This is a genomic window from Lysobacter sp. 5GHs7-4 (assembly GCF_021284765.1).
GTDB lineage: Bacteria > Pseudomonadota > Gammaproteobacteria > Xanthomonadales > Xanthomonadaceae > Lysobacter.
The window spans coordinates 14585-41284 of the sequence record NZ_CP089924.1; the positions used below are offsets into that span (position 1 = coordinate 14585).

Annotated in this window: 18 protein-coding genes; 8 read left to right on the forward strand and 10 right to left on the reverse strand. The window is 70.2% G+C overall.

The features are described 5' to 3' along the window. Window positions 1-31 precede the first annotated feature (31 nt). The gene (gene ftsX, locus LVB77_RS00030; RefSeq protein WP_232908188.1) at window positions 32-976 is read right to left on the reverse strand and encodes a permease-like cell division protein FtsX; all 945 of its coding nucleotides are present in this window, start codon (window positions 974-976) and stop codon (window positions 32-34) included. Then, on the reverse strand, window positions 973-1659 hold the full coding sequence (gene ftsE / locus LVB77_RS00035) for a cell division ATP-binding protein FtsE (RefSeq protein WP_232908189.1): 687 nt from the start codon (window positions 1657-1659) through the stop codon (window positions 973-975). Before ftsE ends, ftsX begins: the two co-directional genes overlap by 4 nt. A gap of 354 nt (window positions 1660-2013) precedes the next feature. Here ftsE and LVB77_RS00040 point away from each other — a divergent pair, with 354 nt between their 5' ends. Further along, complete coding sequence (locus tag LVB77_RS00040) at window positions 2014-2451, forward strand: hypothetical protein (protein WP_232908190.1); 438 nt, start codon at window positions 2014-2016, stop codon at window positions 2449-2451. Between the two features lie 100 nt (window positions 2452-2551). Here the strand turns inward: LVB77_RS00040 and rhlB are convergent, their stop codons facing one another. Next, on the reverse strand, window positions 2552-4297 hold the full coding sequence (rhlB, locus tag LVB77_RS00045) for an ATP-dependent RNA helicase RhlB (RefSeq protein ID WP_232908191.1): 1746 nt from the start codon (window positions 4295-4297) through the stop codon (window positions 2552-2554). Window positions 4298-4544: 247 nt separating this feature from the next. Here rhlB and trxA point away from each other — a divergent pair, with 247 nt between their 5' ends. Both trxA and rho read left to right on the forward strand, forming a co-directional pair. Beyond that, window positions 4545-4877, forward strand: a complete 333-nt coding sequence (trxA, locus tag LVB77_RS00050) for a thioredoxin (RefSeq protein WP_232908192.1) — start codon at window positions 4545-4547, stop codon at window positions 4875-4877. A 239-nt stretch (window positions 4878-5116) separates the two neighbouring features. Further along, complete coding sequence (gene rho / locus LVB77_RS00055; RefSeq protein ID WP_232908193.1) at window positions 5117-6847, forward strand: transcription termination factor Rho; 1731 nt, start codon at window positions 5117-5119, stop codon at window positions 6845-6847. Between the two features lie 220 nt (window positions 6848-7067). Here rho and LVB77_RS00060 read toward each other — a convergent pair whose 3' ends face one another. The 3 genes from LVB77_RS00060 to LVB77_RS00070 all read right to left on the reverse strand — a co-directional run bounded on the left by LVB77_RS00060 (window position 7068) and on the right by LVB77_RS00070 (window position 11033). Then, complete coding sequence (locus LVB77_RS00060) at window positions 7068-8873, reverse strand: XVIPCD domain-containing protein (RefSeq protein WP_232908194.1); 1806 nt, start codon at window positions 8871-8873, stop codon at window positions 7068-7070. Window positions 8874-9204: 331 nt separating this feature from the next. Continuing rightward, window positions 9205-10038, reverse strand: a complete 834-nt coding sequence (locus LVB77_RS00065; protein ID WP_232908195.1) for a hypothetical protein — start codon at window positions 10036-10038, stop codon at window positions 9205-9207. A 95-nt stretch (window positions 10039-10133) separates the two neighbouring features. Continuing rightward, on the reverse strand, window positions 10134-11033 hold the full coding sequence (locus LVB77_RS00070; RefSeq protein ID WP_232908196.1) for an energy transducer TonB: 900 nt from the start codon (window positions 11031-11033) through the stop codon (window positions 10134-10136). A gap of 165 nt (window positions 11034-11198) precedes the next feature. On the opposite strand from LVB77_RS00070, the gene LVB77_RS00075 reads away from it, so the two are divergent. The 4 genes from LVB77_RS00075 (at window position 11199) to LVB77_RS00090 (ending at window position 16772) form a co-directional block, all read left to right on the forward strand. Then, window positions 11199-11876 (forward strand): response regulator transcription factor, encoded by a 678-nt coding sequence (locus tag LVB77_RS00075; protein WP_232908197.1) that lies wholly within the window; start codon window positions 11199-11201, stop codon window positions 11874-11876. Then, the gene (locus tag LVB77_RS00080; protein ID WP_232908198.1) at window positions 11860-13092 is read left to right on the forward strand and encodes a HAMP domain-containing sensor histidine kinase; all 1233 of its coding nucleotides are present in this window, start codon (window positions 11860-11862) and stop codon (window positions 13090-13092) included. The genes LVB77_RS00075 and LVB77_RS00080 overlap by 17 nt, the downstream gene beginning before the upstream one ends. Window positions 13093-13404: 312 nt before the next feature. After that, window positions 13405-14544, forward strand: coding sequence for an agmatine deiminase family protein (locus tag LVB77_RS00085; RefSeq protein WP_232908199.1), 1140 nt, complete (start codon window positions 13405-13407; stop codon window positions 14542-14544). 392 nt (window positions 14545-14936) lie between these two features. Further along, complete coding sequence (locus LVB77_RS00090) at window positions 14937-16772, forward strand: monovalent cation:proton antiporter-2 (CPA2) family protein (RefSeq protein ID WP_232908200.1); 1836 nt, start codon at window positions 14937-14939, stop codon at window positions 16770-16772. Between the two features lie 226 nt (window positions 16773-16998). Here LVB77_RS00090 and LVB77_RS00095 read toward each other — a convergent pair whose 3' ends face one another. From LVB77_RS00095 to LVB77_RS00110, 4 genes are all read right to left on the reverse strand, one after another. Next, window positions 16999-20316 (reverse strand): ankyrin repeat domain-containing protein, encoded by a 3318-nt coding sequence (locus LVB77_RS00095; RefSeq protein ID WP_232908201.1) that lies wholly within the window; start codon window positions 20314-20316, stop codon window positions 16999-17001. Continuing rightward, window positions 20309-20563 (reverse strand): YcgL domain-containing protein, encoded by a 255-nt coding sequence (locus LVB77_RS00100; RefSeq protein ID WP_232908202.1) that lies wholly within the window; start codon window positions 20561-20563, stop codon window positions 20309-20311. Before LVB77_RS00100 ends, LVB77_RS00095 begins: the two co-directional genes overlap by 8 nt. Before the next feature lie 974 nt (window positions 20564-21537). After that, window positions 21538-22545, reverse strand: coding sequence for a cytochrome d ubiquinol oxidase subunit II (cydB, locus tag LVB77_RS00105; protein ID WP_232908203.1), 1008 nt, complete (start codon window positions 22543-22545; stop codon window positions 21538-21540). Between the two features lie 71 nt (window positions 22546-22616). Further along, window positions 22617-24029, reverse strand: coding sequence for a cytochrome ubiquinol oxidase subunit I (locus LVB77_RS00110; RefSeq protein WP_232908204.1), 1413 nt, complete (start codon window positions 24027-24029; stop codon window positions 22617-22619). Between the two features lie 176 nt (window positions 24030-24205). Here LVB77_RS00110 and LVB77_RS00115 point away from each other — a divergent pair, with 176 nt between their 5' ends. Then, a complete protein-coding gene (locus LVB77_RS00115) occupies window positions 24206-26596 on the forward strand; it encodes a S9 family peptidase (RefSeq protein WP_232908205.1) in 2391 nt (796 codons plus the stop codon). Window positions 26597-26700 lie beyond the last annotated feature (104 nt).

Genomic DNA, 26700 nt, shown 5'->3' on the forward strand with positions numbered 1-26700 from the left:
GGATCCGCGGCGGCGATCTCCGCGGCGGCGATCAGGTATCGGTGGGCCGGGTCTGGCGCAGGTAATGCCCGGTCACCAGGCCCGCGCCCAGCCAGCCCAGTACGGCGGCGCCGGCGACGATCGCCGCGGCGTAGCGCAGGTCGAAGCCCTGCAGCGCGAACTTGCTGCCGTAGCTGCGCGCCAGTTCCGCCAGCGGCTCGCGCAAGGCGAAGTCGGCCGCGGTCAGCAGCGCCAGCGCCAGCGCGCCGGCGGCCAGTCCGTAGCAGGCGCCCAGGTACAGGAACGGCCGGCGGATGAAACCGTCGGTCGCGCCCAACAGCTGCAGCACGCCGATCTCCTCGCGCCGCGACTGGATGTCCAGGCGCACCGTGTTGCCCACCACCAGCAGCGCGCCCAGGCCCAGCAGCGCCGCCAGCACCCAGGCTAGGCGAGTGCCGAAACGCAGCCAGCCGTCCAGGCGCTGGCGCCAACCGGCGTCGTGCTGGACCAGGTCGGCGTCGGGCAGGGCTTTCAGCGACTCGGCCAGCAGCAGTTCGTCGCCCTTAGGCGTGATCAGCAGCAGGCTCGGCAGCGGATTGCCGTCCAGGGTCGCGATCGCGTCGCCCAGGCCGCTCTTCTCGCGCAACTCGGCCAGGCCTTGCTCGGGCGTGCGCAGCTCGATCGCGGCGATCTCGCCGCGCGCGCGCAGCTCGTCGGCGAGCGCGCTGGCGCGTTGCGCGGTCAGGCCGGGCTTGAGGAACACGGCGATCTGGCGCGACTGCTCGACGTCGCCGGTGAAGCGTTCGACGTTGGCCAGCGCCGCCCAAAGACCCAGCGGCAAGGCCAGCGCCACCGCCATCACGCCGACGGTGAGCGCGGTCGCCCACGGCTTACGCAGCATGCGGCCCAGGCTGGCGACCAGGCTGTAGACGTGGTGGTCGATCCAGGTGCCCAGGCGCGAGCGCGAATCGGAGGGTGCGGCGGACTTGGCGTTCATTCGGCCAGATCCTCCGGCGAGATGTCGTCGACCAGGCGGCCCTGGTTCAAGACCAGCACGCGCTTGCGCATGCGCTTGACCAAGCTGAGGTCGTGGCTGGCCACCAGCACGCTGGTGCCGCGTTCGGGCAGGGACGCGAACAGCGCCAGGATTTCCGCCGACAGGGTCGGATCGAGATTGCCGGTAGGTTCATCGGCCACCAGCAGGCGCGGTTCGCAGACGATCGCGCGGGCGATGCCGACGCGTTGCTGCTCGCCGGCCGACAGCTCGCCCGGCAGCGCGCGTTCGCGCGCGCCCAGGCCGACCTTGTCCAGCACCGCGCGCACGCGCTTGGCGATGTCGCCACGCCGCAAACCGCGCAACAGCAGCGGCAGGGCGACGTTGTCGGCGACGCTGCGATCGGCGAGCAGGCGATGGTCCTGGTAGACCACGCCGACCTCGCGCCGGTGCAGGGCGATGCGGCGCCCGCGCACCTTCAGCAGGTTCTTGTCGCCGAACAGCACCGCGCCGCGGCTGGGCCGCTCGCTGAGGTGGATCAGTTTCAGCAGCGTGCTCTTGCCGGCGCCGGAATGCCCGGTCACGAACAGCATTTCGCCGGGGGCCACATCGAAGCTGACTTCGCTCAGCGCCTCGTGGCCGCCGCTGTAACGTTTACTGACGTTGTCGAAGCGCAGGACGGTCATGGCCGAAGTATCGCAGATGCGCGATTCGCGAGAACACATCACGTTTCCGGGGCAGCGCTTGCACTAGCGTGGTCGCGCGGTCGGCATGGACGACGGTCGCGAGAACGGGGTCGTCGACGCCCCGCACACCCGCCCCTCTCCGGCCTCCGCGGGCGCGCCCGCGCCGCGGGACGGCGGCATCGGTCCACGGCGCAGGACGGACACGCGGTTCGCCATCGGCGATCGCGCGCATCCGCCATCGGGATGTGTCCTGATCCCGTGCAACCAGGAAGGCACCACGATCGGCCGCCGCCCGCGCGAGCACACGGGCGGGCGTGCGGTTTCCCGGCTTTCAATTTCTTAAGGAGAAGGAATATGGGAACGACCCGGCACCACATCGCCCTGGCCCTGGCCCTGGGCTTCGGTCTGTGCAGCCACGGCGTGCGCGCCGAGCAGTACGACCCGCCGCTCAACATCGGCAGCATCGCTTGCCCGGCCGGTTCCACCGGCTACGGTAATGCCCGCTTCCTCGTGTTTCCGTCCTGGGGCAGCGCGCCGCCGAACTGGCGCCTGACCATCTGGTGCAGCGCCGCCGGCGCTGGCCGGCGCACGCACTTCGAACCCGGCGGCGGCGGCGTGTTCGCGCCCTGGCCGAACCTGGGCGGCGCTTTCGGCGTGGGCTGGCCGCCGCCGCCGAACTACGGCAATCAGTTCCAGTCGCTCGACGTCGACAGCGACGGCGACCTGGACGTGTTCCAGTTGCTGGAGACCGCGCCCAACACCTGGACGGTGTTCCTCAATCGGGCGCTGTAGCGGCGCCGCCTCGCGCGCACCGTACGCGCCGGACCGAAACGAAAACGGGCGCCCCAGGGCGCCCGAATCGTGTCGCGTAGCGGGCCGGGGCCCGCCGGCGTCAGTGCTGCGAACGCGGCGCGCGCGTGACCAGCGACTTCAGGCCGCGGCCGATGCGGCCGAGCAGACCGGGCTTGGCCTCGCCCGACGCCGCCGCGGCCGGCTTGGCCTCGGCGGGCTTGGCCGACGGCGTGGCCGGAGTGGCGGCGGCCTGGACGCTGGCGCCCTCGGCGCCTTCGACACGGCGACCGCCGCGACGGCGACGGCGCTTGCGCGGCGCGCGCTCGCCCTCAACCGCATTCGCGGGCGCTGCGGCGACCGCGGCGACCTCGCCTTCCGGACGCGGCTTGCGCTCGCGCGGCGGACGCGGCGCGGCGCCTTCGGTGGCGGTAGCCGCCGCATCGCCGGCCTCGCGGCGCGGACGTTCGCTGCGCGCGCCTTCGCGGCGCGGACCGCCCTCGCGACGGCCGCCGTCGCGCGAGGAACCGCCGCCGCTGCGGCCGCGACCGCCGCCACCACGGCGCGCGTCGTCGGCAGCACGCTGCTCGCGCGCTTCCTTGAAGATCGCGCCGATGCTTTCGTTCTCCTCGCCTTCCTCGCCCGCCGGCGTTTCGCGCGGCGTACGCGGCAGCGCGACCAGCAGGTCGGCGTCGACCGTGGCCACCGGCAGCTTCTGCTCAATGTAGGTCTCGATGTCCGGCAGGCTCATCGCGTAGCGCTCGCAGGCGAAGCTGATCGCGTCGCCCTCGGCGCCCAGGCGCGCGGTGCGGCCGATGCGGTGGACGTAGTCCTCGGCATCGAACGGCAGGTCGTAGTTGTAGACGTGGCTGACGCCGTCGATGTGCAGGCCGCGGGCGGCCACGTCGGTGGCGACCAGGATTTCGAGCTGGCCCTTCTGGAACTTGTTGAGCAGCGACTCGCGCTTCTTCTGCGGCACGTCGCCGGACAGCACGCCGACGCGGTAACCGCCGCGTTCCAGCGCGCGCGCCACGCGCTCGACCCAGGCCTTGGTGTTGACGAACACCATGGTGCGCGCGCCCTCGCTGCGCGACAGCAGGCCCAGCAGCAGCGGAATCTTCTCTTCGTCGGCCGGGAAGTAGACCTTCTGCCGGACCTTGGCCGCGGTGATGAACTCGGTCTCCACCACGACCTTCTCGGGCTCGTTCATGTGCTCGTAGGCCAGCTCCAGCACGCGGTGGCTGAGCGTGGCCGAGAACAGCAGGGTCTGACGCTCGGTGCGGATCGGCATGCGCCGCAGCAGGAAGCGGATGTCCTTGATGAAGCCCAGGTCGAACATGCGGTCGGCTTCGTCCAGCACGCACATTTCGCAGGCGTGCAGCGACACCACCTTGTGCTGCTTGACGTAGTCGATCAGACGACCGGGCGTGGCGATGATCACGTCGGCGCCCTTCTGCAGCAGCTCGCGCTGCTTGTCGTAATCGACGCCGCCGTAGACCAGGGCGAACTTCAGGCCCAGGTCGGAACCGAACTTCACCGCGTCCTTATGGATCTGGATCGCCAGCTCGCGGGTCGGCGCCAGGATCAGCGCGCGCGGATCCTCCGGCTTGCGCTCGGCCAGGGCCGGGCGGGTCAGCAGGCGGTTCATCACCGCGACCAGGAAGGCCAGGGTCTTGCCGGTACCGGTCTGCGCCTGGCCGGCGACGTCGCGGCCGGTCAGGGCGATGGGCAGGGTCAGGGCCTGGATCGGCGTGCAGCGCGAGAAGCCGGCGGCTTCGAGGCCGGCGAGCAGGCTGGGATGCAGGTCGAACGAGGAAAACGTTACATCGGTTAAAGGCTTGTCGCTCATGCGTCTTAAGGGTCCGCGCGCAGAACTGCGCTTGCGTGGGTGGCGTCGGCGAAGCAGACTGCCGGGGCCGGGCAGCCCCCATGGCGACCCGACGTTCTGCCTCGGATGAGGCCGTGGCGCAGCCCTTGAAGGTGCCGCGATAACGCCCCAGTTTACAGTAAGCCCCCGCCCGGCACGGCCCGCCCGGGGATACCATTCAATATGAGCCCGTTCCGTACGGGCGCGTACCCCGCAGGAGATCATCCCCGTGAGCGAAAAAGTTCTGCATGCAGGCGATTCCGACTTCGATGCCACCGTGCTGCAGTCGGCCGAGCCCGTCCTGGTCGACTTCTGGGCCCCCTGGTGCGGCCCCTGCAAGGCGATCGGGCCGATCGTCGAGCAGCTGGCCGACCAGTACGAAGGCAAAGCCAAGGTCGTGAAGGTCGACGTGCAGGAGTTCCCGTCGCTGGGGGTTCGCTACAACGTGCGCAGCATTCCGATGCTGCTGATGTTCAAGGACGGCCAGGTCCACTCCAGCCAGCTCGGTGCGCCGCCGAACATCAAGTCGCTGCTGACCCAGATGATCGACAAGGCGATCTGATCGCCCCCTCGCCTACGCCCGCCCCACGCCGGGCGTAGGCCGCCGGCCCGCCCGGCAACGTGAACGGCAGGCCCCGCAACGCTTGCCGCCACGCAACAGCAGTGCTAGTTTCGCTGCACCCGGCGCCGAACCGTAGCACTGGCAGCGCCGCACCCCCTCTCGCAACACCATCATCCACCCACGTCCCCGACGTCCCGCTCGCTGCCTGCGAGCGCTCGCCCTTAGCGAGGATTCCCTGCTTGTCCGATAACACCCCCGACGCTGGCGATATCGCCGAAAAGCGCGTGCGCAAGCCGCGTGTCGCCAAAGCCGACACCGCTCCCGCCGCCAGCCCGTCCGCTCCCGCTCCCGCTCCCGCTCCCGCTCCTGCCGCCGCGCCCGCCGCGAGCGCGCCTGCGGCCCCGGCCCCCGCGCCGGCCGCTCCCGCAGCCCCCGCCCCCTCCGCTGGCGACTCCGCACCGGCCTCGTCCGGCGCCGATGGCGCGCCGCAGGGCGGCAACGACGGCGGCGGCAACGCCCAGCGCGGCGAAGGCGGCCACGACAACAACCGCGGCGGCGGCAACAACCGCCGCGACCGCTTCCGCAACCGCCGCGACCGCGATCGCGACCGTGGCGGCCGTCCGCGCGACGACGGCATGTTCAACGACGGCGGCAACGGCGAGAACTTCGTCCCGCGCCCGCACCCGCAGGTGCCGGAGGGCTTCCCGCAGTACTCGCTGGGCGACCTCAAGCGCATGCCCGCGCCCAAGCTGCTCGAAATCGCCGACCAGCTGAGCATCCAGGAAGGCGTCGCCCGCGCGCGCAAGCAGGACGTGATCTTCGCCCTGCTCAAGGTGCTGACCCGCCACGGCGAAGGCGTCGCCGCCGACGGCGTGCTGGAAATCCTGCCCGACGGCTTCGGCTTCCTGCGCGCGGCCGAGGCCAGCTACCTGGCCGGCCCGGACGACACCTACATCTCGCCCAGCCAGATCCGCCGCTTCAACCTGCGCACCGGCGACCACCTGTCCGGCCGCATCCGTTTCCCCAAGGACGGCGAGCGCTACTTCGCCCTGTCCATCGTCGACACCATCAACGGCGAGCCGCTGGAAGCGTCGAAGAACAAGGTCCTGTTCGAGAACCTGACGCCGCTGTTCCCGCGCCGCAAGTTCCGCCTGGAGCGCGGCGACGGCTCGACCGAGGACATCACCGGCCGCATCCTCGACCTGATGGCGCCGCAAGGCAAAGGCCAGCGCGCCCTGATCGTCTCGCCGCCCAAGGCCGGTAAGACGATGATGATGCAGCAGGTCGCCACCGCCATCACCACCAACCACCCCGACGTGCACCTGATCGTGCTGCTGGTGGACGAGCGTCCGGAAGAAGTGACCGAAATGCAGCGCACCGTGCGCGGCGAAGTGGTCTCCTCGACCTTCGACGAACCCGCCGGCCGCCACGTGCAGGTCGCCGAGATGGTGATCGAGCGCGCCAAGCGCCTGGTCGAACACAAGAAGGACGTGGTGATCCTGCTCGACTCGATCACCCGCCTGGCCCGCGCCTACAACAACGTCGTGCCGTCCTCGGGCAAGGTCCTGACCGGCGGCGTCGACGCCAACGCCCTGCACCGTCCGAAGCGCTTCTTCGGCGCCGCGCGCAACGTCGAGGAAGGCGGCTCGCTGACCATCATCGCCACCGCCTTGATCGACACCGGCAGCAAGATGGACGAGGTGATCTACGAAGAGTTCAAGGGCACCGGCAACTCGGAAGTGCACCTGGACCGCCGCATCGCCGAAAAGCGCGTCTACCCCGCGATCAACATCAACCGTTCGGGCACCCGCCGCGAGGATCTGCTGATCGAGCCGGAGTTGCTGCAGAAGATCTGGATCCTGCGCAAGCTTCTGCACGGCATGGACGAGATCGGCGCGATGGAGTTCCTGCTGGACAAGATGAAGACGACCAAGTCGAACGACGAGTTCTTCAGTTCGATGAAGCGCTGAGGTTCGCCTCGCCGCTGTCGCGAAACGCCCCGCCTTGTGCGGGGCGTTTTCGTTTGCGCGGATGGTCGGGCGGCGAGCGCGCAGCGCGAATGCTCTTGATTTACGACGCAGCCGAGGATGCGCGGTCGCGGCTTACGCCGCTCCTACAGACAGCGCTGGAGACAAAAAAGAAACGCCCCGCGCGAACGGGGCGTTTCGGTGTTACGGCCGCTCGGCGCGATCAGAGCCCGCGACCACCGCCCTGCGTCGCCTGCTGCTGCGTCGCCTCGCCCGTCGCCATGCTGCGCGCCGCGAGCTGGCTGCTGTGCTCCAGGCTCTGGCTGGAGCCGGCGGCGACGTCGATCGAGACCATGCGCCGGTTGGCGGCCAGCGGATCGCCCTGCACCGCGAACAGTTTGCTGCCGTCCTTGCTGGCGAACAGATGATCGACCTGGGTCAGGCCGCCGTCGCGGGTGACCGGCACCAGCGCCGCGGCGAGGTTCTGCTGCTGCTTGGGATCCAGCTTGACCTGACCGGTGTCGACGCCCTTGAGCTTGTCCAGCATGTCCTTGTACATGCCGTTCAAGGCGTTGGCGCCGCTGGTCAGCACGCCGGCCACGCGCAGGCCTTCGTCGACCGCGCCGCCGACCTTGTTGGTGTTGCGGTTGGCCGCTTCCTGTTGCGCGGCCGGCAGCAGGTAGGTGCCGCGTTCGCGGTCGCCGTCGCGATCGCGCACGTAGCGCTTCACGTCCTGCAGCTCCAGGTCCAGGAACTCGCGGCTGGAGCCCTTGGCGGCCTTGGCCAGGTCCATTGCCTGCTGCGCGTTCAAGCGCTCCAGGCCCTGCCCGGAAGCGAGGATGTCGACCAGCGACTCGGGCTGCACCTTCTGCTTGAGGAAGGCCAGGAAGCGCTCACGCGTTTCCGGGTTTTCGCCCATGGCATCGAGCACGCGGGTGGCGGTGGACAGGGCGTTGCCGGCGTCGGTGGGCATGCCCGAGATCTGACGCATCACGCCGTTGATGGCCTTGCGCGGTTCCAGGCCTTCGGCGAACGGGAAGCGCTCGCGGAACTCGTCCCAACGCGGCGCCAGGATTTCCTCGCGGATGTGTTTGATCAACTGATACGCGCCGGCGGCGAAGGCGACGACGGCCATGCCCACCGGCGCCACGCCGATCAGGCCGCCGACCAGGCCGGAGTTGCGCGCGCCCAGCAGCAGCGCGGTGGCGCCGACGTCGCCGGCGATCTTGAAGCCGTTGCCGAGCAGGTCGAAAGCGGCATCGACGCGGCGGTCGGTGTCGATGGGCTTGCGGGTGATCGGATCGCGGCCGTTGAACACGCGCTCGGCATCCTGGCCGATGGCCTTGGCGTCGTTGGCTACGCCCTTGATCGCGCTGTAGCGCTCCAGGATCTTGGCCGCCTCGCGTTCGCGGCCGGTGCTGGTGGCGAACTGCAGCACCGCCGCCATCGCCACCGCATCCACCGGCTGTCCGGCCTGGCTGGCGGCGGTGCCGGCCTTGATCGCGGCCTCCAGCGCGGCCAGGGTCTGGGCGACGTCGGCGTGACCGCCGCTGGCGGCCAGCTGCTGCAACTCGGCCAGCGGCTTGTCCACCGGCGCCTCGGGGCTGGCGTCGCGCTGCGCCGACCAGCTCTTGGCGTAACCGACCAGCGAGGTCTGCAGGCTGGCGGGCATGTCCACCGCATAACCGTGGAACGGCGGCGACACGCGGCCGTCGGCGCGCGTCTCGCCCGGGTACAGCTTCCAAGTCAGGGCGGTCTGGGCCAGCGCGCCGCCGGGTCCGGAGACCGAGGCGACCGTGGCTTCGAGGGTGTCCTCGTCCACGACCTGGCCGTTGCGTTGCAAGGCGTCGGCGACCATCGCGCGCAGCACGGTGTCGCGCGACCATTCGTCGTCGGCAGGCAACAGCGCCGTGTAATTGAGGGGACGGTCCTGCGGCGCCCCCTGTCCGGCATACCAACGACGGGCGACGGTGGCGCTGCCGCCACGCGTGCCGCTGTCGTCCGAAATCGAATCGACTACTGCATTCATTAGCACTTACTCCTTGTCCGGTGAACTAGCTCCTGGTGAACCAACCCACGGGCACTCCGGCCCAGGGTCGAGGCTGCATCATGCGCCCGTCCCATGACCGGGGCAATTCGGGGGCGCATGGTGGGCTGAGACGGACGCGGCGCTCCTGCCGATCGGCGCCGATCGGTCGCGATTCCACTGCTATTGGCGGCGATCGGCGGCCATGTCGACGCCACCGGCTGGGCGCATGGTCCATCGGCAACCCGCGCGCGACGGCGGCGGGCCAGCGCGCGCCCACGCGCGCGGGCGCGCCCAAGCTGGGTTATCGGACGCCGACGCTTCCGCGGCGGACTTATTCCTCGACGCTGTCCAGGTCCGACTCGACGTGCTGCCAGCCGGCCTGGCTGCGGCGCATCAGCACGCGGCCGCGGCGGCGGATGTCGTCGCGGTCCACGCCCTCGACCCACAGCACGGCCTGGTCGCCGTGCTGACGGCCGCGCGCGATCTGCGCCTGCAGCGGCTCGCCGTCGCGCAGGGATTTCAGCGATTCCTTGACCGTGCCTGGATCGTCTTCCGGGAAGCGGCCACGCGCGTCGTCGCCGCCCATGCGGCGCAGCGCGGCGACGTCGCCCTTGGCCAGCGCGGCCAGCCAGGCGTTGTAAGCCGCACCGGGCGCGCCGCCGCCGGCGGGCAGGGCGTCGCCGGGCGCGGGGGTGATCGCGGTGTCGAAGCGCAGATCGAAATCGTAGGGCGTGCCGAGGAACTCGCCCTGCGCCAGTTGCCAGCGGCCGGCCACGTGCGCAGGCTCGTCGCGTTGCAGCGCGAGTTCGCCGTAACCGCCGCTGTTGAAACCTTCCGGCGAATAGAACAGGCCGCATTCGCTGCCGTCGGCGGCGATGCACACGCGCACGTAGCCGCCGGCCGGCGCTTGTTCGCGCACCGCGTCCAGCGCATCGAAGGCGGCCGCGACCGCGGCCGCGTCCAGCGGTTGTGCGCTGAGGAACACCAGGGTGCGAGGTTCGTCGGCCGGATCGGAAGGATCTTCAGCCACCGCGATCGCGTGCTTCAAAGCCAGGCGCGCATCGCCATAGCGGAAGTACCCCGATCCGCTCTGTGCCTGGGCGGCACCGGCCGCGAGCAAGGCCAGCGCCAGCGCGAATCCGCCCAGGTTCCGTGGTGTGTTCATCGCTGCGCTCCTTCGTGGCCGTCCCACCTAGACGGACGTAGTGACGGGGCGGCGACGGACAGCCGCCGGGCGCGGAGCCCGGCGGCCGTGGTGGATTACAGCGCCACGCCCTGCACTTCGCTGGTCAGCTTCAGCGCGCTGGCCAGCGGCACGACGTCGCCGGAATCGACATCGGACACGCCGATGCGCTGGTTGCCGGTTTCGCCGCGCAGCCAGGCCGGTTCGCGGCGCGTACCGCGGACCTCGGTGCGCCACTGACCGGGACGGGTCTCGCGCATGCCCGGCGCCTGGAACTCCACCGGCATGCTGACGGTGAGATCGCGGGCGCTGGGATGGTCGGTGTGCAGCTGGACGTTGAACTCCCAGTTGCGCGCCGCGCGCGCGGTCGCCTGTTCCAGCGCCGACACGCCCTGGGCCAGGGTCTTGTCGCTGCCGTAGACGTTGAGCAGGCTGGTCTGCACCGGCGTGGCTTCCAGCACGCGGCCTTCCGGCGACAGGCGCAGGTACAGCAGCACCACGCCGCCGACGCGCGCACGCGCCAAGCCTTGCGGATACGCAGGCGGCAGGATCTTGCGGCTGCTGACGGTGACCGCGGCCGGCGGCGCATCCGGCAGCACGCCGTAGCCGGTGGCCGGGAAGGTCACGTTGTCGACGGTGACCGCGTAGCGTTCCTCGCCCAGCTGGCGCGCGGCCAGCGTCACGCGCATGCGCGCCTTGGCGGTGACCGCCTTGCCGTCGATCAGCACCGGTTCGAAACGCCAGGCGCGGACCTGCCGTTCCAGGCTGATGCGGACGTCGTCGGGTAGCGGGGTTTCGCTGCGGTACTCGACCAATGCGCCGCTGGGGTCGATCTTGATCTCGCTGTCGACGCGCGTGGTCATGATCGAGTTCACCGCCGGTTTGGGCGGGGTCGGCGGGGTTTGCGCCTGGGCCGCGCAGGCCAGGGCCAGCGCGGTCGCCGTGAAGGCGGCGCGCTTGAGGGAGTTTCCTTGCATCGTGTAGCTCCTGTGGATGGTGCGTGGATGCGTCGCGGCCAGGGCTCCTGCCCTGCGTCGGCCGCGCGCGTTGCGAGCTTAACAATGCGCGCGCCGATCCGGCGGGCCGGCATCACCGTTCTGCCGCAGGCCGCTGCGTCCACGCCGGCGCAGTAAGCTTCGTCCATGCGCCTGCTCGTACTCGAAGACCAGACCGATCTGCGCGAAGCCGTCGCCGGTCGCCTGCGCGCGCACGGGCACGCGGTGGACGAAGCGGCGGACCTGGCCGACGCCGAGTCCTACGTGCGGTCGTACGCCTACGACGCCTTCGTGCTCGACCGCAGCCTGCCCGACGGCGATGCGCTGGCGTCGCTGCGACAGTGGCGCCAGCGCGGCATCGGCACGCCGGCGCTGTTCCTGACCGCGCGCGACGCGGTCGAGGACCGCATCGACGGCTTCGCCGGCGGCGCCGACGACTATCTGGTCAAACCGTTCTCGATGGACGAACTGATGGCGCGCATCGCCGCCATCGGCCGTCGCGGCGGCACGATCCGCCCCAGCGTGCTGCGGGTGGCCGACCTGGAGATCGACCTGGGGCGCCGCGAAGTGCGTCGCGGCGGCATCGCCCTGCCGCTGCGGCCCAAGGAATTCTCGCTGCTGCAATTGCTGGCCGAGCGCGCCGGCCAGGTGGTCGCGCGCAACGACATCGTCGCCGCCTGCTGGGGCGAGGAGCAGGCACCGGCGTCCAATGCCGACGAAGTGCTGATCGCCGCGCTGCGCCGTAAGCTCGGCAACCCGCCGCTGCTGCGCACGGTGCGCGGCGCCGGCTATCTGCTGGACGGAGCCGATGCCGCGCGCACGTGACGCGCTGCTGCGGCGCCTGCACCTGCGCCTGACCGCGATCTGGACCGCGGCCTGGCTGCTGTGCGTGATCGTGCTGTGCGCGGTCGCGGTGGCCACGCATGCGCGGCTGACCCAGCTCGACCTCGCCTCCAGCGCGCGCCTGCGCGCCACGGCGGTGTACGGGCTGACCTGGTTCGACGCGGACGGGCGCTTCCACGATGCGCTGTTGCGCAAGGAGCCCGGCGTGCTCGACGCCGGCAGCGACATCTGGGTGATCGCCGGCGGACCGCCGCCCAAGGTGCTGCTGCGCCCCGATCGCGCGCGCTTCGATCTCGCCGATCCGTCGGCGTTGGCGCAACGCGTGCTGCGCGAGGGCGAAGACGCCGCCGAGGAAGGCCGCGACCGACGCGGCCGCCCCTACCTGCTGCAGACCAAGGTGACCTACGACGATCGCGACCGGCCGGTGGCGGCGATCCTGGTGCTGGCCGACCCCAGCGCGCGCGACGCCACCCACGCCGCGTTCGTGCGCTGGACGCTGCTGATCGCGGCCGCGCTGGCGGCGTTCGGCATCCTGGTCGGGCATCTGCTGTCGCGGCGCTCGCTGCGCCCGGCGATCGCCTCGTTCGAACAGCAGGAGCGCTTCATCGCCGCCGCCGCGCACGAACTGCGCACGCCGGTCGCGCGGTTGCAGGCGCTGTGCGAAACCGCCCACGACGGCCGCGAACCGCCGGCGCAGATACTGGCGCGCGTCGAGCGCGTCGCCGGCCAGACCGCCGGCCTGGTCGATCAGCTGCTGTTGCTGGCGCGCCTGGACGCGGCGGCCGCGCCGGTCCGCAAGGAACCCGTGCGCCTGGACCTGCTGGTCGAGGCGATCCTGCCCGAGGAGCACGAGATCGCCTTCGAGGCCACCGAGTCGGTGGTGGAGGCGGACCTGCGGCTGGTGCAGACCGCGGTGCGCAACCTGATCGACAACGCGCGGCTGCACGGCGCCGCCGATGCGACCGCCGAACCGGTCCGCGTGACGGTCAGCGGCCGCAGCGTGATCGTCGAGGACCGCGGCCCGGGATTTCCGCAGGCGCTATTGGAACGCATCCGCGAGCCGTTCGTGACCGGCCCGACCAGCCGCGGCACCGGGCTGGGTCTGGCCATCGTCCAGCACATCGCGCAGCTGCACGGCGGCGAGTTGCGTTTGCACAATCGCGAGGGCGGCGGCGCGAGGGTGGAACTGTTGCTCTAGCGCGATGCGTCGCCGCGACACCGGGCACGGCATCGGGCCACGTGGGATGCGGCGGCAACCGCATCGTCGCGAATCCGATGCGGCGCGATGGTGCGGTTCGCCTCCGGCTCACCACACCCTACGGCGGTTAGGTTTGATGCGGTGATAACCACATCATCGCGAACACAGCGCTCAGGCGTCATTAGCGCCCGCCGTACCGAGGCCACGGCCGGGCCGTCGACCAGATCCGGCGCCGCCCAACGCCCATATCAGCTGGATGTCAGCTTCGCTGCCTAAGGTGCGCTCCCAGGCCCACCACCCGAGCAGAATCCCATGCACACCGCCCTCCCCCTCCCTGCCGCGCGCAGCGGCTGGTTCGCCCTGATCGCCGGCGCCCTGTTCGCCGCCGCCAGCCTCGCCGCCCCGGGCGTCGCGCAGGCCCAATCGGGCTACATGCCCGACGAGACCGCGCGCCACGAAGGCACCTGGCTGCAATGGCCGCACGCCTACACCTACGGCCGCGCCTACCGCGACCGCCTCGACCCGACCTGGGTGGCGATGACCCGCGCCCTGGTCGCCAGCGAGAACGTGCACTTGATCGTCTACGACGCCAACGAGCAGACCCGCGTGCGCAACCTGCTGGTCGGCGCCGGCGTGCCGATGGCCAAGGTGAGCTTCCTGATCCGCCCCACCGACGACGTCTGGGTGCGCGACAACGGCCCGATCTTCGTTTACGACCGCAACGAGCGCCTCACCATCACCGACTGGGGCTTCAACGGCTGGGGCTACGACGCGCCCTACCGCAAGGACGACACCGTGCCCGCGACCGTCGCCTCGCGCCTGGGCCTGCCCAGCGTGGACCTCAACGACGTGGTGCTGGAAGGCGGCGCGATCGAGGTCGACGGCCGTGGCGTGCTGATGGCCACGCGCAGCTCCACGCGCGAAGCCAACCGCAATCCGGACCTCAGCGAAGCCGAGCTCGAAGCCGTGCTGGCCGACCAGCTGGGCGTGTCCAAGTTCATCTGGCTGGACGGCGCGCCGGGCGGTAAGGACGACATCACCGACATGCACATCGACGGCTTCGCGCGCTTCGGCACGCCCGATACCGTGGTGACCATGAACCGCGCCGACCTGCGCGAATGGGGCCTGTCCTCGGCCGACGTCGACCGCCTCTACGGCGCCAGCGACATCGACGACCGGGCCTACCGCTTCGTGCACCTGCCGCTGACCGCGCGCAACGTGGTGACCGCCTACGGCTACAAGCTGGGTTACAAGGGTTCGTACGTGAACTACTACGTCGGCAACACCGTGGTGCTGATGCCCGAGTACAAAGACCCCAACGACGCCGTCGCCAAGGCCATCCTGCAGCGCCTGTACCCGGGCCGCAGCGTGGTCGGCATCGACGTGCGCAACCTGTACCGCAACGGCGGCATGGTGCATTGCGTGACCCAGCAGCAGCCGGCGGCGCTGTAAGGCGCCGACCGACGCAACGGCGAGCAGCCGGCCCAGGGGCGGATTGATTTCGAATCCGCCCTTTTTCTATCCGCTCGCGAGCGCGGGCAACGCACGCCTTCGGTAGCGTCCGCACATCCGGGCACTTCACGCGCGGATCGTGCCCGTCCCGGATGCCACCGCGGCCATGCGCTGCGATGCCACGCAGCGGCCCACCCCACGCCCTCGGCCCGGCCGTATCGCCGCTTAACTACGCCCGCCCGCAGGATCGCAGCCCTGCCGCGGCGCGCCATCGCCGATTGGACCGCTGGAACGGAAGCTGTTTCCCGTCTGCGCGTCCCCACCGCGCCAATCAGGCTCGGTAAGATGAAGCGGTCGCGGATGGCGCGATGCAGCGGCGACGAGGGTGATGCATGCATAGCGGCGGTCTGGAACTTGCGCTGGTCTTCCTGCTGGCCGCGGTGATCGCGGTGCCGGTATTCCGCAAGTTCGGACTGGGCGCGGTGCTGGGCTACCTGGCCGCGGGCGTGGTGCTGGGCCCGTACGGGGTCAAGGTGATCCGCAACGCCGAGCCGGTGCTGGCCGCATCGGAAATCGGCGTGGTGATGATGCTGTTCGTGATCGGCCTGGAGCTGTCGCCGTCGCGTTTGCGGGTGATGCGCAAGCCGGTGTTCGGCGCCGGCGGCCTGCAGGTGCTGCTCAGCGGCCTGGCGCTGGGCGCGATCGCGATGTTCGGCGGCGGCCTGGGCTGGAAGGCGGCGCTGGTGGTGGGCGTGGGCCTGGCCCTGTCCTCCACCGCGGTCTGCCTGCAGCTGATGTCCGAGCGCAAGGAGCTGACCAGCGATTACGGCCGCCTCGCCTTCGCCATCCTGTTGTTCCAGGACTTGGCCGCGATCCCGCTGCTGGCGGCGATCCCCTTGCTGGGCAAGGCCGCGGCCGTGCAAGGCGGCGGCCTGGAGTGGATCGCGATCGCCAAGGCGGTGGGCGCGATCGGCGCGGTGATCTTCGGCGGCCGCGTGCTGCTGCGGCATGTGTTCCGCATCGTCGCGCGCACGCAGATGCCGGAAGTGTTCACCGGCGCGGCGTTGCTGACCGTGCTGGGCGCGGCCTGGGTGATGCAGATCGCCGGCCTGTCGGCGGGCCTGGGCGCCTTCATCGCCGGCGTGCTGCTAGCCGACTCGGAATTCCGCCACGAACTGGAATCGCAGATCGATCCGTTCAAGGGCCTGCTGCTGGGCCTGTTCTTCATGGCCGTGGGCATGAGCATCGACCTGCAGCGGGTGATGTCCGAGCCGGCGATGATCGCGGCGATGGTGGCGGTGCTGATGGCGGTGAAGTTCGCCCTGCTGTTCGGCATAGGCCTGCACCCGGGCGGCCTGGACAAGCGCGAATCGGTGCAGCTGGCCGCGGTGATGTCGCTGGGCGGCGAGTTCGCCTTCATCGTGTTCAACGAAGCGGTCAACGCCGGCCTGCTCGACGACCCCAGCCGCGACCGCCTGATCGCCGCGGTCGGCGTGTCGATGGCGCTGACGCCCTTGCTGCTGATCGCGGTCTCGCGCGCGCTGTCGGCGGCGCCCAAACCCAAGCCCAAGCGCGAGTTCGACACGATCCCGGACAACCATCCCAAGGTGATGATCGCCGGCATGGGCCGCTTCGGCCAGATCGTCGCGCGCCTGCTGCTGGCGCACAAAGTGCCGTTCATCGCGATCGAGAACAGCGCCGAGCAGGTCGACTTCATGCGCCGCTTCGGCAACATGGTCTATTACGGCGATCCCGCGCGCCAGGAGTTGCTGCGCTCGGCTGGCGCCGCCCAGGTCGACGTGTTCGTGATCGCCATCGACGACCTCGACGGCAACATCCGCACCGTGCGCACCCTGCGCCGCCTCTACCCGCGCGCCAAGGTGTTCGCGCGCGCCCGCGACCGCCGCCACGCCTGGCAGCTGATGGACCTGGGCGCCGAACCGATCCGCGAGACCTTCCACTCCAGCCTCAAGCTGGGCGAGGACGTGCTGGTCGCGCTGGGCGTGGCGCCGGATGTCGCGCGCGACCACGCCGAGCGCTTCCGCGATCACGACGAACGCATGCTCAATGCCCAGTACCTGGTCCACGACGACGAGGCCGCCTTGCTGCAGTCGGCCAAGGACGCGCGCAAGGAGCTGGAAGAGCTGTTCGAGGCCGACCAGGGCGAAGGCCTACTGGGCGAGATCAGCGCCGAGGCCGACAAGGCCGCGCAGCGTTCGCTGCATTGAGCGCAACCGCGACGCCGTAGGTGCGGTAAGCCGCAGGCGAGCCGCACCGGCACCGTCCATCACGCATGCGCGGCGATGCGGTTGCCACCGCATCCTACTAGCGACGCCGTGCTTCTAGCCCCTCTCCCGCGCGCGAACATACGCGCGGATTCGGTCGTCGCCGCATCCTATTCGAACACCGCCACATACGCGCGTTCGCCGGCGCGGACGCATCGCATCCGATCGCTCAACGCTCGCGCAGAAAGCGCGCCATCGACACGCCATTGCCCGGTGCGGGCGGCGCGAACTCGGCCGCGATGTCGACGAAGCCGCGCATCACCGCGATCTCGCGCGGGGTGCGGTTGAGCGCGTCGCGCAGATCTGGGTCGGCGCCCGCGCGCAGCAAACGCTGCACCACGCGCAGCAGGCCGTGCAACGCCGCCAGGTGCAGCGGGCCGAAGCCGCGCGGGTCCTGCGCGTCGAGCGCGGCGTCGTGGTCCAGCAGCAGATCCAGACCGGCGACCAGCACGTCCTCGTCGGCGGCGGTGCCCGGCTCGGCGCGCGCCCCCAGCAGCAACAGCAGCGGCGTGGCGCCGGCGGCGGATTCGTCGGCGTCCACACCGGCCAGCAGCAGGGTGTCGAACAGCGCGACCAGGCGGCTGCGTTCGCGCGCGGTGAAGCCGTACATCGCCGCGCAGTGCAGGGCCATGCGGCCTTGCGCGTCCTGGGCGTGGACGTCGGCGCCGGCGGCGAGCAGGCGCGCGGCCAGATCGGTCAGGCCCAGCGCGCAGGCGACCATCAGCACGGTCAGGCCGCCGGGCAGGCGCTGTTCCAGCGAGGCGCCGGCCGCGACCAGGCGGTCGACGATGTCGCCATGGCGCATGCTGACCGCGGCCGACAGCGGCGTGGCGCCGGAATGCGCGGGCAGTTGCGGATCGGCGCCGCGCGCGAGCAACAGATCGACCACGGCGCGATGGCCGCCGCCAGCCGCGCGCAACAGCGCGCTGCAGCCCTGGCGGTCCAGCGCATCCACCGGCAGGCCCAGGTCGAGCAGGCGGCGCACCGCATCGGCGTCGCCGACGATGGCGGCGGCGGGCACGTCGAAGGCCTGCAGCGGACGCTTGGGCAGCGGCCAGCCGCGCCAGTCCAGCCAATCGGCGAGGTCGCGACGGCCCGACGACAGCGCCACGCCCAGCGGCGTCTGGCCGTCGGCGGCGAGCAGATCGGGCGATGCGCCCTGCGCGACCAGGCGCTTGAGCATGGTCTCGCGACCCAACGCGGCGGCCAGGTGCAGCGCGCTCATGCCGTGGCTGTCGCGGGTGTCCAGGGCCACGCCGATCGCGACCAGACGATCGACCAGACGCGTCCAGCCCAGGCGCACCGCCAGCGCCAGCGTCGGATCGCCGTTGCGCGAATGCGCGAACGGATCGGCGCCGCGCTCGATCAGCTCCAGCGCGAACTGCTCCAACCCGCGCGCGGCCTGTTCGGCGCTGGCGCAGGCGGCCAGGAAGCGCGCCAGGCCACCGGCGCCGGCCGGCGACACCGCGCGGCGCAGCAGCGCCTGCAGCGCCGGCACTGCGGCCGGACCGCGGCTCAGCAGGGCGAACATCGGGGTGTCGCCGTGGGTGTCGCGCACCTCGGCATCGGCGCCCTGCGACAGCAGCCAGGCGATGCGCTCGGGCGACAGCGCGTTTTCGTCGTCGTGCAGCTGCGCGCCCAGCTCGGCCGGCGTGAGCAGCTTGACCAGGCCGCCCAGGTCGGCGGCGCGGCCTTCGCGCAAGCCGTCGCGCAACAGGCTGGCGGGCATGCGGTCGGGCAGCGGCGCATCGCCGTTGTCGTCGTCGCTGACCGCGGCCGGCAGCGGATAGGCGCGGTCCAGCGCGGCCACCAGCGACCAGCGGCCGGCTTCGGCGGCGCGGTCCACCGCGCGCTTGCCGATGCCATCGCGCTGTTCCGGATCCACGCCCAGATCGAGCAGGCGCTGCACCAGCGCCGGGGTGGCGTTGTCGGCCATGCAGGCCAGGGCCAGCGCGTTGCGGCCGTCGGCGTCGGTCATCGCCGCCTCGGCGGCGCCGCCGCGCGGCAGGTGTTCGAGCAGGCGCTCCAGCACGCCCAGGCGCGCGCCGCGCGCAGCCTCCAGCACCGGCGTGCGGCTGTGCGCGTCGATCGCGTTGGGGTCGGCGCCGGCGGCCAGCAGCACGCCGACGATGTCGAGATGGCCGGCGTAGGCGGCTTCGTGCAGGGCGCTGCGGCCGAGCGCGTCGCGCGCGTCGATCTTGGCCTTCTGCTTCAACAGCAGGCTGACGCCGGCCGGGTCGTCTTCTTCGGTGCCGGCCGCGGCCAGCAGCACCGGTTGGCCGCCGGCGGGCTCAGGGCGCGCGCCGCGTTCGAGCAGGAACTTGGCCAGCCGCCAGTTGCCGCCGGCGCAGGCCACGCCCAGCGGCGACTGGCCGTCGCGGTTGAGCGGGTCGAGCTCGGCCTGGGCGTCGCGCAGCAGCGCGGCCACGCCGGGGTCGGAGCTGCGCGCGGCATGGTGCAGCGGGGTGTTGCCGTCGCCGTCGGCCAGGCGCGGATCGGCGCCGTTGGCCAACAGGGTCATGACCGCGTCGGGGCGGCCGTGCCAGCTGTCGCGGGTCGCCGCCAGCAGCGGCGTCATGCCGGCGGTGGCGGCGTTGAGATTCACGCCGTGCGCGATCAGCGCACGCAGCAGGCGCAAGTCCGGCAGCACCGCCGCCAGCACCGCCAGGCTGCGCTGGTCGCGCTCGTCGGCCGGCGGCGCGGCGTTGACGTCGGCGCCCAGTTCGATCAGTTCCAGCGCGCGTTCGACGCGACCGCCGCGCGCGGCCGCATACAGCGCCGGCTCCAGCGGTTCGCCGCTGAGCAGCGGCGCCTGACCGGCGTCCAGCGGCTCCTCGTCGGCGACGAAGTCCAGGCCCGGCAGCGGATCGGCCGGCTCGATGCGCTGCAGCAGCCAATGCAGCGGCGGCGAGCCCAGGGCCAGCGCGATCGCCAGCCCCCAGCGGCCGCCCTCGGACAGCAGGCCCGGCCAGGCCAGGGCGATCACCGCCGCGACCAGAGCCGCGACGATCGCCGCCACGCCCAGGCCGCGCCAGGCGCCCAGCTCCAGTTCGCTCAGCGCCTGCCAGTACTCGCGCAGGCCGCCGCCGTCGCGTTCCAGCTCGTGCCACAGCGGCCACAGCCGCCACAGGCCCAACAGCGCCACGCCGGCCACCGCGCTCAGGCCCAGCGCCGCCATCAGCGAGCCGCTTTGCAGCAGCGAGGACAAGGGCCAGGCCACCACCGCCGCCAGCGCCGCCATGCCCGCGCCCCACAGCAGGGCCAGGCTGGCGCCGTCGCGCAGCCAGGCCGGGCGCGGCTGTTCGTCGCCGTCGCGCCAGAACCGCACCGCCAGCGCGTAGGCCGGCTGCGCCAAGGTGCCGGCGAGCGCGGCGACCACGCCGCCGAATCCGCTCAGCAGCGCCAGCACCACCCCCGCCGCCGCGGTCGCGGCCAGGCGCAGCCGGGCGTGCTTGGGGTCGGACCAGGGACTGCGGCGCTCAGGCATCGGACCGCACTTCGTCGTGACGCGGCGGGAACTGGATGTGGAAACCGCGGCTGGCGAGGTTCTCTCGCACCACCGCAGCATCGCCGCGCGGCAACTGCCGTTCGGGGGTCAGCGCCACCTCCAGCACGAACTGCAGCGCGCCCAGCTGGGTGCGCAGCGGTTCGGGCAGGCGCTCGAAATCGTCGCGCGCGGCCAGGAAGACGTAAGTTTCGTCCTTGCGGAGGCTCTTGTAGACGTAGGCTTGCATGCGCTGGACGGGGCGGCTCCCGGGCCGGAATTCGGTGCGGTTTTATGTGACGCACAGCATACCTGCCCATCCGCGTCACGCGAACTCTGACGTTCAGCGTCAGGCGTGGGTATGGGCGTTAGGCGGATAGGGGCGGGGGCCCGGCCAGGAACCCGGGCCAGCGGCCAGGGCAGCCGAACCACCGAGGCCCACCGAAGTCCAGGCGACCAATGACTCGGCGACTACCGCTGCCGTTGCCGTTGCCGTTGCCGTTGCCGTTGCCGTTGAGTTTGCTCCGGCATTCAAATCCATAGACCCGAAGCCACACGACCAACCGTAGACCCGAAGGGCGGCGCGCAGGACGCGCGCCGTTTTTCGATAAGACAGGGATGTCTTATCGAAAAATCCCGGCGCAAGAATCGAAGCCACACGGGAGCTCTGGGCTCAGACCCTTCTCTTTGGTTACTTTCTCTTGGGTCAGCAAGAGAAAGTGACCCGCATGCGCAGCAGGCGGAAGCCTTTGACCTTCGGTCAGAAGCAACAGAGCAAGAACAAAAGCAAATCCTCCCCAACCCGCCCGGCCAACAGGCACAGCCTGTTGGCGTTCACCCGTGCACGAACCTGCGGTTCGTAAACGCACGGCTTCACCCTTTGTCAAAGGAGGGAGCTAAAAGCGCAACGCCGGAATCTGGAGGCCATCGGAACCGGATAGGCTCGATAGCCGGGATTCGCGCTCGCGGCTTATGACCGAAGGAAATCCCTGTGGGACGCCGCTCCTACAGAGAGCGTCGGCAAAAGAAAGCGACCCGCATGCGCAGCCGGCGGAAGCTGTTGACCTTCGTCAAGAAGCGACGAAGCAAGAGCAAGAGCAAATCCTCCCCAACCCGCCCGGCCAACAGGCACAGCCTGTTGTCGTTCGCCCGTGCACGAACCTGCGGTTCGTAAGCGCACGGCTTCACACTTTGATAAAGGAGGAAGTCAAAAGCCCGCGCGACTCAGTGATACCCCGCATCCGCCGCGATCTTGCCCTTGAACACGCTGTACGACCAATACGTGTAGCCCAGGATCGCCGGCAGCAGCACCACCAGACCGACCAACACGAAGCCCTGCGACGACGGCGGCGAAGCCGCGTCCCAGATCGTCAGCCCAGGCGGCACGATGTTCGGCCAGATGCCCAGCACCAACCCGGCGAAGCCGAGCACGAAGAAGCACAGCGTCAGCACGAACGGCGCCACGTCGCGGCCTTCTCGCATCGCCGCGCGCCACAGCGCGAACGCGTTGACCAGCACCAGCAGCGGCACCGGCGACAGCCACAGGAAATTCGCGCCGTCGAACCAGCGCGCCATGATTCGCGAATCCAGGAACGGCAGCCATGCGCTGACCAGCCCCATGAACACCACCACCACCAGCACCAGCGGCCGCGTCAGCGTGCGCGCGATCTGCTGCATGCGGCCCTCGGTCTTGAGGATCAGCCAGGTCGAGCCCAGCAGCGCGTAACCGAACACCACCGCCGCGCCCGTCAGCATCGAGAACGGACTGAACCAGCCGAACACGCCGCCGACGTACTTGCCGCCCTGCAAGGGCATGCCCTCGACCAGCGCGCCCAGGATCACGCCCTGCGCGAACGCGCACAGCAACGAGCCCAACGCGAACGCCGCGCCCCAGGCCGGCTTGGCGCGTTGCGCCTTGAAGCGGAACTCGAACGCCACGCCGCGAAACACCAGCGCGATCAGCATCAGCAGCACCGGCAGGTACAGGGCCGACAACACCACCGCGTAGGCTTTCGGAAACGCCGCCAGCAATCCGGCGCCGCCCAGCACCAGCCAGGTTTCGTTGCCGTCCCAGATCGGCGCGGCGGTGTTCATCATGTGATCGAGCTGGCCCTCGTCCTCGGCGAACGGCGCCAGGATGCCCAGGCCGAGCACGAAGCCGTCCAGCAGCACGTACATCAGCACGCCGAAGCCGATCACCCCGAACCATACGATTGGCAGCCAGTATTCCATCGTCCACCACCTTTACGTCGCTCCCGCCGCGGCGGGACTGTGCCTGCGGCGCGCGCATCGCGCGCCCGCGATCAGGCGTCGCTTTCCGCCGGTTCGTCCGGCACCGACAGCGGCCGCGCCGCCGTCTTCTCGCCCTGGCCCGGGCGCGGCGCCGGCTCGTGCGGATGCGGGCCCTTGCGGATCAGCTTGAGCAGGTAGCCGATGCCCGCGCCGAACACGATCAGATACGCCACCGCGAACACGATCAGCGAGGTCATCACGCTGGCGCGGTCGATCGCGCTGACCGCGTCGGCGGTGCGCAGCAAGCCGTAGATCACATAAGGCTGGCGGCCGATCTCGACCACGTACCAGCCGGCCAGGATCGCCACGAAACCGCTCAGGCTCATCGCCCGCCAACCGTTCAAGACCCAGCGCCCGAACCCGCGCCCGTCGTACAGCTGCCTGCGTTTCCACGCCCACAGCGAGGCCAGCACCAGCAGCAGCATCGCCGTGCCCAGACCCACCATGACCCGGAACGCGTAGAACACCGGCTTCACCGGCGGCCGTTCTTCCGGCGGCACCGACTTCAAGGGCTGGATCTCGCCGTCCAGGGTGTGAGTGAGGATCACGCTGCCCAGTTTCGGTATCGCGATCTCGTAATCGTTGCGCTCGGCTTTCTCGTTGGGCACCGCGAACAGGATCAGCGGCACGCCCTCGCCTTCGGAGCCGTTCTCCCAATGCGCCTCCATCGCCGCGACCTTGATCGGCTGATGCTCGCGCGCGTTGAGGCCGTGCAGATCGCCGACGAAGATCTGCGCCGGCACCGTGATCGCGGCGAAGATCACCGCCGCCTTCAGCATCCGTCGCGCGGCCTCGACGTGCTGGCCGCGGCGCAGGTAGCCCGCGCTGACGCCGCCGATCACGAAGCAGGTGGTGATGAACGCCGCCAGCACCATGTGCGCAAGGCGGTAGGGGAACGAGGGATTGAAGACGATCGCCCACCAGCTGTCGGGCTCGAACACTCCCTCGACGATCTTGTAGCCGGCCGGCGTCTGCATCCAGCTGTTGGCCGAGATGATCCAGAACGTCGAGATCAGCGTGCCCAGCGCGACCATGCAGGTGGCGAGGAAATGCATCCTCTCCTCGACCCGGCTCCAGCCGAACAGCATCACGCCCAGGAAGGTCGCTTCCAGGAAGAACGCGGTCAGCACTTCGTACGACAGCAGCGGCCCGAGGATGTTGCCCGCCTGCTCGCTCAGCACCGCCCAATTGGTACCGAACTGGAAACTCATGACGATGCCCGACACCACGCCCATGCCGAAGGACACGGCGAAGATCTTGGTCCAGAAGAAATACAGATCGCGCCAGACGGTGTCGCGCGTGCGCAGCCAGCGCCATTCCAGGAAGGCCAGCCAGCTCGCCAGTCCGATGGTGAAGGCCGGGAACAGGATATGAAACGAAATCACGAACCCGAACTGGATACGCGACAGCATCAATGCATCCACGGCACGACTCCTGGGTTGCCTCGCGATTCGCCGCTGGGCTTCAGACTCGCACGAGCCATTGTGCGCCGCGTCATCGGGCCGGTAAAGCACCGTGACCCATGGCCCAATCGTGCAAGCTATTGAGGCTGCTACCCTGCGTCAATTTGCCCACCCTAGACTTCCCACCAGGTCCGCCGATGCGCTTAGTTCCCAACGCCCTGACCCTGTCGCTGGCCGCGCTGCTTCTGGCCCCCAGCGCCCATGCCCAAACGCCGATCACGCTGGCCCAGACCATGGCCGACCCGGACTGGATCGGGCCGCCGGTCGAACAGGCCTGGTGGGCCTGGGACGGCAAGCGCGTGCAGTACCAAATCAAACGCGAAGGCGCGACGGTGCGCGACACCTGGCAACAGGGCGCCGATGCCAACGCGGTGGCCGCCAAGATCGACGGCGCCGCGCGCGCCGACCTCGACGCTGCGCAACCGGCCTACGACGCGCAGCGCACGCGCATGGCGTTCGTGCGCAACGGCGACGTGTTCGTGCGCGACCTGCGCAGCGGCGCGCTGACCCAGGTCACGCGCAGCAACGAAAAAGAATCGCGCCCGCAATGGAGCGGCGACGGCCACCTCGTGTTCCGCGTCGACAACAGCTGGTACCAGTGGCGCGCCGGCCAGGGCGTGAGCCAGGCCGCGCAACTCAAGGCCGAGAACGACCCGGCCAAGCCGCCCAAGGCCGATGCCCTGCGCGACTATCAACTGGCGACCATCCGCACCCTCAAGGACGATCGCGACAAGCGCGAAGCGGCGCGCGAACAGGACGAGGCCTGGCGCCGCGCCGACGGCAGCCGCGCGCCCGCGCCGGTGTACCTGGGCAGCGATGTCGAAATCGCCGACAGCGCGCTCTCGCCCGACGGACGCTGGATGCTGGCCGTCACCCAGGCCAAGAACGGCGACGCCGGCCAGGGCGGCAAGATGCCCAAGTACGTGACCGAATCGGGTTACGAGGAATTCGAGGAAGTGCGCACCCGCGTCGGCCGCAACGCGCCGCTGCCGCAGAAGCTGTGGCTGATCGACGTGGCCGCCGGCAAGGTCAGCGAACTCAAGTACAGCAACTTGCCCGGCATCGGCGAGGATCCGCTCGCGGCGATGCGCAAGGCCGCCAAGCAAGACCCGCTCAAGGGCGATCGCGCGGTGCGCATCGAAACCGACGGCGACGGCAGCGGCCCGGCGATCCGCTGGAGCGACGACGGCCGCCAGGTCGCGGTGCTGGTGCGCGCGGTCGACAACAAGGACCGCTGGCTGACCACGGTCGACCTGGCCAAGGCCGCGCTGGTGGTGCGCAACCGCAGCAGCGATCCGGCCTGGGTCGGCTGGAACACCACCGACTTCGGCTGGATGCCGGCCGCCGGCAACGCCGCGGCCACCCTGTGGTGGGTGTCCGAGCAGAGCGGCTACGCGCACCTCTACCTCGGCGAAGGCAACGGCGCCGGCCGCGCGCTGACGTCGGGGCGTTGGGAAGTGTCCTCGCCCACGCTCAGCGCCGACGGCCGCGGCTTCTACTTCCTGTGCAACCGCAAGTGGCCGGGCGACTACGAAGTCTGCGCGGTCGACCGCGGCGGCGGCGCGGTGCGCGAGGTCACTGCGCTGGACGGCGTCGAGGATTTCACGCTTTCGCCCGACGGCCAGCGTTTGCTGCTGCGCTACTCGTCCAGCTACATGCCCGCGCAACTGGCGGTGATCGGCAGCGACGGCGAGGGCCTGAGCAAGCTCACCGACACCCGCAAGCCGGAATTCAAGAACCGCGAGTGGATCCAGCCCGAATTCGTGCAGGTGCCGTCCAAGCACGGCGCCGGCACGATCTGGGGCAAGTTCTACGGCCCCAAGAACTACGAACCGGGCAAGAAGTACCCGATCGTGATGTTCGTGCACGGCGCCGGCTACCTGCAGAACGTCACCGCGCGTTACCCGAACTATTTCCGCGAGCAGATGTTCCATAACCTGCTGGTGCAGCAGGGCTACGTGGTGCTGGACCTGGACTACCGCGCCAGCGCCGGCCTGGGCCGCGACTGGCGCACCGCGATCTACCGCCAGATGGGCCATCCGGAGCTCGAGGACTATCTGGACGGCCGCGACTGGCTGATCGAGCACAAGCAGGGCGACGGCGACCGCGCCGGCATCTACGGCGGCTCCTACGGCGGCTTCATGACCTTCATGGCGCTGTTCCGCGAACCGGGCAAGTTCAAGGCCGGCGCCGCGCTGCGCCCCGTCACCGACTGGTCGCAGTACAACCACGAGTACACCTCCAACATCCTCAACACGCCCGAGCTGGATCCGGAGGCTTACAAGAAGTCCTCGCCGATCGAATACGCCGGCGGCCTGCAGGATCATCTGCTGATCGCCCACGGCATGATCGACGACAACGTGTTCTTCAAGGACTCGGTGATGCTGTCGCAGCGTCTGATCGAACTGCGCAAGGACAAGTGGGAACTCGCGCCCTACCCGCTGGAACGCCACGGATTCACCCATCCGGACAGCTGGTACGACGAGTACCGCCGCATCTATGAGCTGTTCGAGCGCAGCTTGAAGTAAGCCGCGCGGTCAAAAAGCAAATCCCCCTCAATCCCCCTTTTTCAAAGGGGGAAGACAAGCGGGAGCGTTGGCGCGATGCATCAGATTCCCCCCTTTGGAAAAGA